Origin of the sequence: Brevundimonas sp. LPMIX5 (genome assembly GCF_003576505.1) — a bacterium.
GTDB lineage: Bacteria > Pseudomonadota > Alphaproteobacteria > Caulobacterales > Caulobacteraceae > Brevundimonas > Brevundimonas naejangsanensis.
This window is the reverse complement of record NZ_QWTZ01000007.1, coordinates 37,266-46,889: the sequence shown is the minus strand read 5'-3', so window position 1 is coordinate 46,889 and position 9,624 is coordinate 37,266. Positions and strand designations below refer to the sequence as shown.

The 9,624-nt window shown below is 66.9% G+C and carries 9 protein-coding genes; 5 read left to right on the top strand and 4 right to left on the bottom strand.

The features are described from left to right. Positions 1-4 precede the first annotated feature (4 nt). The 3 genes from D1604_RS09065 to D1604_RS09055 are packed head-to-tail and all read right to left on the bottom strand — an operon-like array spanning position 5 to position 1,915. Positions 5-934 carry an alpha/beta hydrolase gene (locus tag D1604_RS09065; RefSeq protein WP_119413032.1) on the bottom strand — a complete coding sequence of 310 codons (930 nt, stop codon included), beginning with the start codon at positions 932-934 and terminating at the stop codon, positions 5-7. A gap of 29 nt (positions 935-963) precedes the next feature. After that, the gene (locus tag D1604_RS09060) at positions 964-1,635 is read right to left on the bottom strand and encodes an SdpI family protein (protein ID WP_119413031.1); all 672 of its coding nucleotides are present in this window, start codon (positions 1,633-1,635) and stop codon (positions 964-966) included. Then, complete coding sequence (locus D1604_RS09055; protein ID WP_119413030.1) at positions 1,628-1,915, bottom strand: metalloregulator ArsR/SmtB family transcription factor; 288 nt, start codon at positions 1,913-1,915, stop codon at positions 1,628-1,630. Before D1604_RS09055 ends, D1604_RS09060 begins: the two co-directional genes overlap by 8 nt. Positions 1,916-2,032: 117 nt before the next feature. Between D1604_RS09055 and D1604_RS09050 the strand changes: the two genes are divergently transcribed. Both D1604_RS09050 and D1604_RS09045 read left to right on the top strand, forming a co-directional pair. Then, on the top strand, positions 2,033-2,791 hold the full coding sequence (locus D1604_RS09050) for a 3-oxoacyl-ACP reductase (protein ID WP_119413029.1): 759 nt from the start codon (positions 2,033-2,035) through the stop codon (positions 2,789-2,791). A 35-nt stretch (positions 2,792-2,826) separates the two neighbouring features. Next, positions 2,827-3,576 carry an SDR family NAD(P)-dependent oxidoreductase gene (locus D1604_RS09045; protein WP_119413028.1) on the top strand — a complete coding sequence of 250 codons (750 nt, stop codon included), beginning with the start codon at positions 2,827-2,829 and terminating at the stop codon, positions 3,574-3,576. Between the two features lie 75 nt (positions 3,577-3,651). Here D1604_RS09045 and D1604_RS09040 read toward each other — a convergent pair whose 3' ends face one another. Further along, complete coding sequence (locus D1604_RS09040; protein WP_119413027.1) at positions 3,652-5,028, bottom strand: flavin-containing monooxygenase; 1,377 nt, start codon at positions 5,026-5,028, stop codon at positions 3,652-3,654. Positions 5,029-5,607: 579 nt separating this feature from the next. Here D1604_RS09040 and dusA point away from each other — a divergent pair. From dusA to D1604_RS09025, 3 genes are all read left to right on the top strand, one after another. Further along, positions 5,608-6,636, top strand: coding sequence for a tRNA dihydrouridine(20/20a) synthase DusA (gene dusA, locus D1604_RS09035; RefSeq protein ID WP_119413026.1), 1,029 nt, complete (start codon positions 5,608-5,610; stop codon positions 6,634-6,636). Between the two features lie 225 nt (positions 6,637-6,861). Beyond that, the gene (locus tag D1604_RS09030) at positions 6,862-7,686 is read left to right on the top strand and encodes a sulfite exporter TauE/SafE family protein (protein ID WP_024353417.1); all 825 of its coding nucleotides are present in this window, start codon (positions 6,862-6,864) and stop codon (positions 7,684-7,686) included. Positions 7,687-7,785: 99 nt separating this feature from the next. Then, positions 7,786-9,609, top strand: coding sequence for a methyl-accepting chemotaxis protein (locus tag D1604_RS09025; protein ID WP_119413025.1), 1,824 nt, complete (start codon positions 7,786-7,788; stop codon positions 9,607-9,609). Positions 9,610-9,624 lie beyond the last annotated feature (15 nt).

Below are 9,624 nucleotides of genomic sequence, written 5' to 3'. Positions count from 1 at the left end.
GAATCTACTTCAGCACGAAATCCGCCACCGCCTCGACCACGCCGGGCGCCAGCGGCAGGGCGGGGTCCATATAGGTCGCGATATTGGCGGCGCGTTCGACGGGCGCGACCTTCAGGACGTGGTTCACGCCGTCCCAGATCGCCAGCTCGGCGCGCGGCTGGGCGGTCTTCAGCGCTTCGGCGTCGGCGAGCGTCACCTGAATGTCCGTCGTGCCCTGACCGATAAAGAGCGGGCCGTCGTAGGCGGCCGCCAGCTTCGCCGGGTCCAGCGTCAGCCAGGAGATGAGGTAGGGCTGGACCGAGGGGCGGAACAGCGCGGCCAGCGACGCGGGCGGATTGGCGACCGTGCGGCCTGCTTCCAGTTCGGCGACGGCGGCGTAGGCTTCGGTCTTCAGCGGTTCGGGGAGGGCGTTCAGCTGTTCACGCAGCACGACGCCCGCCGGGCGACCGGCGCCGGACAGCAGCACCAGGCCGCAGACCTTATCGCCCTCTCCGTCGGGTTTGGCGGCGACAGAGGCCAAGGCGACCAGCGCGCCCTCGCTGTGGCCAATCAGCCAGGCGCAGGGGCGGCCCGTCTTCGCCGCCGCCTCGGCCGCCCACGTGCGGGCGTCCTCGGCATAGGTTGAGAAGCGCAGGTCGGCTTCGGAGGGACCAGCGGCGGCGCTCTCGCCGATGCCGCGCTTGTCGATGCGGACAGTGGCGACGCCGCGCTCGGCCAGGCCTTCGGCCAGCAGGCGATAGGTCGCGGCCTGAATGCCGAACTGCGGGCTGTTCCCGTCGCGATCGGTCGGCCCCGAGCCGGGTATGATGACGGCGGCGGCGCGCGTCTGGCCTTCGGGCGACAGCAGGGTTCCGTGCAGCGGCGCGGGGCTGGATGGCAGCTCGACCGGCGTCGAAACCGGTGAGAGCAGCAAGGCGGCGGCGAGGGTCAGCATGCTTGTCTCCGTCGTCGGATGGGCAGGGGTCAGAAAGGTTGTCGGTCGGGATCGGCGCGCCACACGCGCCAGCTTTCAAACACCGACCAGGCGGCGGCGATCAGAGCGCCGGTGATCAGGGCGCTGAACCCCAGGGGCTGGGGCGCGATCGGCGCAGCGATCAGGCCGACCAGGCCGAGGCCGAACATCAGCCGTCCGGCCAGGCGGTTGGAGCGTTCCCACGCCAGCTTGCTCTTATAGTTCCACGGGGTGCGCACCCCGACAGCCACATTGGGGCCGACGCGGCCGAGGAAGGCGCCGACCGCCAGCAACAGCAGAGCCGTCACGGCCATATGCGCACCCTGACTTGGCGGGGCCTTGCTGAACAGAGGAAAGGCGATCAGGCCGATGCAGCCCGCGAAGGCCAGCAGGCTGACCAACTGGGCGCTCTTGAGGCTGCGTCGGCGCGCGGGATCGGCCTGAGCCAGCCGCGCGTAAAGGCTGCATCCGCCGACGGTTGCGGCGGCGGCGACGCCGAGGCCGCCGATCATCCATGCGACCTGGCCACGCGGCGCCCAGCCGTCGGCTTCTCCCGCCAGGTTGAAATGGATGGGGATCGGCGTCGTCGGGCCTGCGGTTCCGACCCAGATGGCGAGGGAGGCGACGGCGCCGATCAGAATGATCGAGGCCAGATCCAGGGCGTCCAGTTTCACTCTAGTCATGACGGTCCTCCTCCTTTGTTTCGCCCGTCCCGCTCAGGTCCATCAGGAAGGCCAGGGCCTCCTCGACGGCTGAAATCTCCAGCCGATAGCGGATCGACTGGCCGTCGCGCTCGGTGCTGACCAGTTCAGCCTCCTTCAGCGCATTCAGATGGCCGGTGATGGTCGGCCAACTCATGTCGAAAGCGGCGGCGATGTCGCCGGACGCAAGCGGCCCCTTGCGCAGCATGGCGAGGATGCGCCGTCGCACCGGATGGGACAGGGCCTTGAACAGGCTGTTCATAGGTAGGAAGCTAATTAGGAAACATGCTAAATGCAACCGCCGTTCTTCCGGGTCGGCTGGTCTTCATCACGGCCACGGCCTATGGCTGAGGTCGGTTCAGAAGCTGCGAGTGTTCTCATGGAAATCCGCGATCAGATCGTTCTCATCACCGGCGGCGCGCGCGGCGTGGGCGCGGCGGCGGCGCGGGCCTTTGCGGGGCAGGGCGCGCGGGTGGCGATCAACTGGCGCAACAGCGGCGAGCGGGCCGAGGCGCTGGCGGCTGAACTGGGCGAGCGGGCGCTGGCCGTTCAGGCCGATGTGACGGACCGCGCAGGCGTCGACGCCATGGTCGCGAAGGTTGAGGCGCATTTCGGCGGGGCGGTCAGCACCGTGGTCAACAATGCGCTGGACTACAGTTTCAACGGCGACGCCCGCGCCCAGATGGCGGACATTCCGTGGGAAGACATGGAGCGTCAGTTCGCCACCGTGATCCGGGGCGCCCTGAACGTCATTCAGGCGACGGCGCCCGGCATGGGGGCGCAAGGCTTTGGCCGGGTGGTCAACATCGGCACGAACCTGTTCCAGAATCCGGTGGTGCCCTATCACGACTACACCGCAGCCAAGGCCGCCCTGCTCAGCCTGACGCGGACGGCGGCGGGCGATATGGGACCGTCGGGGGTCACCGTCAACATGATCTCGGGCGGCCTGCTGCGGACGACCGACGCCAGCGCTGCGACGCCTGAAGCCGTGTTCGACCTGATCGCCAGCATGACGCCGCTGCGGTCGGTGACGACGCCGGAAGAGTTCGCCGATGCGGCCCTCTTCTTCGCCTCGCCGTGGAGCCGGGCGGTGACGGGACAGAATCTGGTGGTCGACGGTGGGCTGGTGCGGGATTAAATCGGCCCGACAGTAAAGCCTCAAGGACGGACATCATGAGCGGCGTCATTCTGATTACCGGAGCCACCTCGGGCATCGGCCGGGCGGCGGCGCGCCGTTTTGCGGGGGCGGGCTGGAAGGTGATCGCTACCGGGCGCCGTCAGGAGCGTCTGGACGAACTGGTCGCCGAACTGGGCGCGGATCGGGTCTATGCGGCCCCCTTCGACATGCGGGACGAGGCCGCCATCGACGCGGCGCTGGACGCCCTGCCTGAAGGCTTTCGCGATATCGACGTGCTGATCAACAACGCCGGTCTGGCGCTGGGCACGGCGACGGCGCAAGAGGCTGACCTGGCCCAGTGGCGCCAGATGATCGACACCAACATCACCGGCCTGGTGATGCTGACGCACCGCCTGCTGCCGCGCCTGATTGAGCGCAAGGGGGCGATCCTGAACATCAGTTCGGTGGCGGCGACCTATCCCTATAAGGGCGGCAACGCCTATGGCGGGACCAAGGCCTTCGTGCGCCAGTTCTCGCTGGGGCTGCGCTCGGACCTGCACGGGACGGGGGTGCGCGTCACCTCCATCGAGCCGGGCATGGCCGAAACGGAGTTCACCCTGGTCCGCACCGGCGGCGATCAGGCGGCGTCGGACGCCCTGTATGGCGGCGCCCAGCCTATGACCGGCGAGGACATCGCCGAGACCCTGTTCTGGGTCGCCACCCTGCCGGCGCATCTGAACATCAATGCGCTGGAGCTGATGCCGGTCAGCCAGTCCTTCGCCGGTTTTCAGGTGGCGCGCGCCTAAGCGCCTTTTCGCCTTGCGCCGGGCCGCCAAGGGGGCCTCTCCTGCCCGCGCGGCGGCGGCAGGAGAGGCCGCGCATCAGGCGCGCGCGGCCTGGCTGCGGGCGGACGGAAGCCGCAGATAGGCCTCCAGCGAGTCATCGAACGCCTTCATCCACGGCACATGGTGACGCGCCGCCAGCGTGCCGGTCAGGACCGAGCGATAGCATTTGTCGCGATAGCCCATGATGTCGGCCTTCTTGTCCTTCTTCCACTGCAGGAAGATCCTGTTGATGTTGTCGATATCAAGATCAGGATAGTCGGTCTGGGCGATCAGGCGCTTGATGTATTCGCCCTGATACTCAAAGGCCTCTTCATCCGTGCGGATGGCGACCTCCTTCTCGCGCCACTGGTCGTTGGCGGCCTCCATGTCCGCGCGTGACGGCAGCTGGATCCGGTCCATGATGATGTCGCGCGTCAGCCAGGCCTGGGCGTCGAACATGTTGAAGCTGTACCAGAGGTCCTGCATCCCCAGGTAGAAGAGCTTCGGGTTCGGCGTGAAGGCCACGCCCTCATACAGGTTCAGCGGCCACAGACGGTTGCTGGTCTTCAGGCGCAGATCGTCCGGCAGGAACGGGAAGTGGTGCTTGTAGCCGGTGCACAGGATGATGGCGTCGACGTCGCGGCGCGTACCGTCGCTGAAGTGGGCGGTCTTGCCGTCCACGCGCGTCAGACAGGGCTTCTCCTCCCAGCCCTTGGGCCAGTCATAGCCCATCGGCTGACTGCGATAGCTGGTCGTGACCGACCGCGCGCCGTATTTGTAGCACTGCGAACCGATGTCCTCGGCCGAGTAGCTGGAGCCGATCAGCAGCACGTCCTTGCCCTTGAACTCGGCCGCGTCGCGGAAGTCGTGCGCGTGCAGGATACGGCCGGGGAACAGGTCAAAGCCCGGATAGGACGGCGCGTTCGGCGTCGAGAAGTGGCCGGTGGCGACGATCACATGGTCGAAAGTCTCTGACGTGCGGCGACCGGCGGAATAGTCCTTGGCTGTCACGGTGAACTGCACGGACGCCTTGTCGAAGACCACGTCCTTCACGGCGGTATTGAAGCGGATGTACTGGCGAATGTTCGCCTTCTTCACCCGACCCTGGATGTAGTCCCACAGGACTTCGCGCGGGGGATAGGAGGAGATGGTCTTCTTGAAATGCTCGTCGAAGGTGTAGTCGGCGAACTCGAGACACTCCTTGGGGCCGTTCGACCACAGATAGCGGTACATGCTGCCGTGAACCGGCTCGCCGTTCTCGTCCATGCCGGTGCGCCAAGTGTAGTTCCACATGCCGCCCCAGTCCTTCTGCTTCTCGAAGCAGACGATTTCAGGGATGTCGGCGCCCTCGTCACGGGCGGACTGGAAGGCGCGGAGCAAGGCCAGGCCCGACGGGCCGGCGCCGATGATGGCGATACGTTTTTGCTTGGGCATATTCACTTTGGGCTGATGGGTGACAGGCCCCGTCGCAGGCGGCTCTGCGGCCGCAAAAAATCGGGGCGAAAGAGGGCCGATCGCCAACATTCCCAATATACGGAGTGCGGACATTAAATCGGCGCGCGGAAATATCGCTTAGTCCGAATATCTTAGAGTTTATGCTTGCGGGCTGGAATGATTGCCTCTCCAGTTCTTTATTCGGCAGGCAACACAAGAACAAAAAACGTCACGACGAATATGAACATATATTCGTCGCCGCAATCTTATGTTGTCTCTATAATCGATCGATTATGACGTAATGCTCGATGAATCGCAAATTTAGCCCGGATATATCCGGGTTCGGTCCATGTGCGAGAAACGGTTACAGCGCGCCTTCAGAAACGTCGGCGGCTGCGCTGCGCAAGGGGGCATGACGGTGTCTGCTGCTGCGCTAAATTGGTTTGGCCAGGGGAGCGGGATGGTCGCTGGCGCCCGAAGCCGTAGTATGGGCCGCCATGTCGCGCGTCATCGCATTTGATGAGGGTCTCGCCTATATAGCGACCCTTCCGCCTTTCTTGATGCCTCCCAATAACGCCGATGCACCCAGCGTACAGACTGTCCGTGGCTCCCATGATGGACTGGACCGACCGCAACTGTCGGGCGTTTCACCGCGCGCTGAGCACGCGGGCCCTTCTGTATACGGAGATGGTGACGGCGCCGGCGGTGATCCACGGGGATCGTGACCGTCTGCTGGGCTTCGACGCGGTCGAGCATCCGGTGGCGCTTCAGTTGGGCGGCTCGGATCCGGCTCAGTTGGCCGAGGCGGCGAAGATCGGCGAGGCCTATGGCTATGATGAGATCAATCTCAACGTCGGCTGCCCGTCGGACCGGGTGCAGTCGGGCCGGTTCGGCGCCTGTCTGATGCGCGAGCCGGAGCTGGTGGCCGACTGCATGGCGGCGATCAAGGAAGCCGTCACCGTGCCCGCCACCGTCAAATGCCGCATCGGCGTCGATGATCAGGACCCGCAGGAAAGCCTGTTCGCCACGGTCGACGCCTCGGCGGCGGTGGGGATCACCCACTTTGTCGTCCATGCCCGCAAGGCCTGGCTGAAAGGCCTTTCGCCCAAGGAGAACCGGGACGTGCCGCCGCTGGACTACGCACTGGTGCGTCGGCTGAAGCGCGAGCGGCCGCATCTGACCATCTGCATCAACGGCGGGATCGGCGATCTGGATCAGGCCGAGGCGCATCTGAAGGCTGACGACGGGGTGCAACTGGACGGCGTCATGCTGGGCCGCGCCGCCTATCATGAGCCGGCCCTGCTGGGGCAGGTGGATCGACGCATTTTCGGCGAGGCGACGCCGGACGTGGACGTGTTCGAGGCGCTGGAACGGTATCGACCCTATATGGCCGCGCGGCTGGTCGAAGGCGCCAATCTGGCGAGCATGACCCGCCATATGCTGGGGCTGATGCACGGTCGGGCAGGGGCGCGCGCCTTCCGCCGCATCCTGACCGTCGAGGGGGTGAAATCCGGTGCGGGGCTGGAGGTGGTCGATCGCGCGGTCGAGGCCGTACGTGAGGCCGAGGCGCGCAAGGCCCGTCTGGGCGAGAACGAAGAAGCGGCCTGATCCCTTAGGCGTCACCCTATTTCTTTCGTCATCCTTGGGCTTGACCGGAGGACCCAGCGGCGCCGAAGGCGATCTTTGCTGCAGGCGCGGCGCGTGGAGTTTCGCCCTCCGGGCGCCGCTGGGTCCCCCGGTCGCCCCACGGGCGCCGGAGGATGACGAAAGGTAGGGGAAGGTTGGCGCAACTTCCGGGATGACGCTGGCCAAGGCTGCGGCTATGCCCAAGCCATGAGCGCCCTTCCCCTTTCCGAACTCGCCCTAATGCTCGCCGCGCTTGCTGGGGCTGGCGCGATCGCCGGAGTGATCGGCGGCCTGTTCGGCGTTGGCGGCGGGACGGTGCTTGTCCCAGCACTGTTTTACGCTTTTTCGGTGCTGGGCGTCGGGGGCGAGAGCAATCTGCACGTCGCCATCGGCACCTCGCTTTTGACCATCGTCGCCACCTCGCTGAGGTCCCTGGCCACGCACCGGGCGCACGGGGCGGTGGATGAGACGGTGTTGAAGACCTGGACGCCGTGGGTGGCGTTCGGCGGACTGGTCGGGGCGGCGATTGCGGGCTTCACCTCGATGGAGGGGCTGGCGGTCGTCTACGGCGCCTGCCTGCTGCTGGTCGCGGCGCAGATGGGGCTGATGCCCGAGCGGTTCACGCTCAGAAAAGACCTGCCGACGGGCTGGGGCCGTCGCGGCGTGGGGACAGGCATCGGCCTGTTGTCCGCCATGATGGGCGTGGGCGGGGGTAGTCTGGGCGGCATGACTATGACCCTGTGCGGGCGGCCGATTCATCAGGCGGTGGCGACCGCCTCGGGCTTCGGTCTGGCCATCGGGGCGGCGGCGGCGCTGGGCTTCGCCTTCTTCGGCTGGGATGCGCCGGGGCGGCCGCCGCTGTCGCTGGGTTATGTCAATGTGCCGGCGGCGGTGATCATGGGACTGCTGACGGCGCTGACCGCGCCCTATGGGGCGCGGCTGGCGCACCGGCTGGACCGCAAGATCCTGCGCCGGGCCTTCGCCGTCTATCTGTTGCTGACGGCGTTTTCGGTGGTGCTGAAGGCGCTGTGATCGCGACTAAGTAGATGCCCGCAGGCGGGCGCTAACACTTTGTCGAACAACGGCGGGTTAGGAGCGAGGCTGAACCTCCCTCTGTCTGAGCCGTGAGTCATGCTGCATAACCTGTCCGTACCCAAGAAGCTGATCCTGTCCTTCATGGCCGTGATCGGGGCTTGCGGGGCGGCGACCTTGATCGTCCTGTGGTGCGTGGCGTCCCTGCAGCGCGCCGACGCGGCGGACCTGACCTCGCGCGAGGTGTTGAAGGCGTCCGACCGCCTGCTGGCCGCCGCTGTCGAGCAGCAGAACGCCATGCGCGGCTATGTCCTGACCGGAGATCCGGCCGTGCTGGAACAGTACGAAGCGGGACGGCGCGACTTGCCTGTTCGCCTGGCCGATCTGGCGGCTTCTGACATCAAGGGCGTCTATGGGCAGGAGCAGGCGCAGATTCGCGCCGCCGCCGCCGCCTTTCAGGAGCAGGCTCAGGCGACTATGGCTGAGGCTCGCGATCCGGCCGCTCGCGGCGCGGCTCTGGCCCAGGTCGGACAGGTGGCCAAGCTGACCGATATCCGTACGGCCGTCGCCGCCATCCGCGCCAAGGAAGCCGCAGAGGCAGAGGTCGTCGGCCGGGCCAAATCCGGCGCCTTTGTTCAGGCCTATGTCTCCTTCGCTATCGGCGGGGTGCTGGCTCTGGCCATCGCCGTGGGCGCCGCCCTGTGGCTCATCGGCGCCCTCAGCCGCCCGGTCGAGGCGATGACCCGCGCCATGAGCCGCCTGGCCGATGGCGATCTGAATGTCGCCATCCCGGCGGTGGGGCGCCGCGACGAGATCGGTCGGATGGCCGACGCCGTCCTGACCTTCAAACAGAACGCTGAGGAGAAGGTGCGGCTGGAAGCCGAGGCCGAAACAGCGCGCCTCGCGTCGGAGATTGAGCGTCAGGAGCAGGCCGCCCGCGACGCCGAGGCCGCCCGCCAGCAGGCCCAGGTCGTCGACGGCGTGGCCAGGGGGCTTGAGCGTCTGTCGGGCGGCCAGTTGGCCTTCCGTCTCAACGACCCGTTCGCGCCGGAATATGAAGGCCTGCGCGCCGACTTCAACGCGGCGATGGACAAGCTGCAAGGCGTGATGCGGGTCATCGTTGAACGCGCCGCCGCCATCGGCGCCAGCGCCCGCGAGATTTCGCAAGCCTCCGACGACCTGTCGCGTCGCACTGAACAGCAGGCCGCCAGCCTGGAAGAGACGGCGGCGGCCCTTGAGCAGATCACCGCCACCGTGGCCCGTTCGGCCGAGGGCGCGATCGAGGCGGGGGGCGTAGTGCGCGGCGCCCGGTCCGAAGCCGTCGAAGGACAGGCCGTGGTCGGCCGCGCCATCGCCGCCATGGGCGCCATCGAGCAGTCGTCCAACCAGATCAGCGCCATCATCGGCGTGATCGATGAGATCGCCTTCCAGACCAATCTGCTGGCGCTGAACGCCGGTGTGGAGGCGGCGCGGGCAGGCGACGCCGGGCGCGGCTTTGCGGTCGTGGCGTCCGAGGTGCGGGCGCTGGCCCAGCGCTCGGCCTCGGCGGCCAAGGAAATCAAGACGCTGATTTCGGAATCCGGCCGTCAGGTCGGGGCGGGGGTGGCTCTGGTCGGCGATACCGGCCAGGCGCTGGAGCGGATCGCCGGTCAGATCGAACGCCTGACCCTGATCGCTGAAGAGATCGCCGCCTCGTCGCAGGAACAGTCCAGCGGCCTGCAACAGGTCAATATCGCCGTGACCCAGATGGATCAGGTCACGCAGCAGAACGCGGCCATGGTCGAACAGTCGACCGCCGCCAGCCATGCTCTGGCCTCCGACGCGGTCGAGCTGGACCGGATGATGGGGCAGTTTGCGTTGGATGATGCGCGCGATCTGGACGCACGCGGGCGGATGGAGGCCCTGGCGCGGGCGGTGGCTTAAGCGCTGGATTCTCCC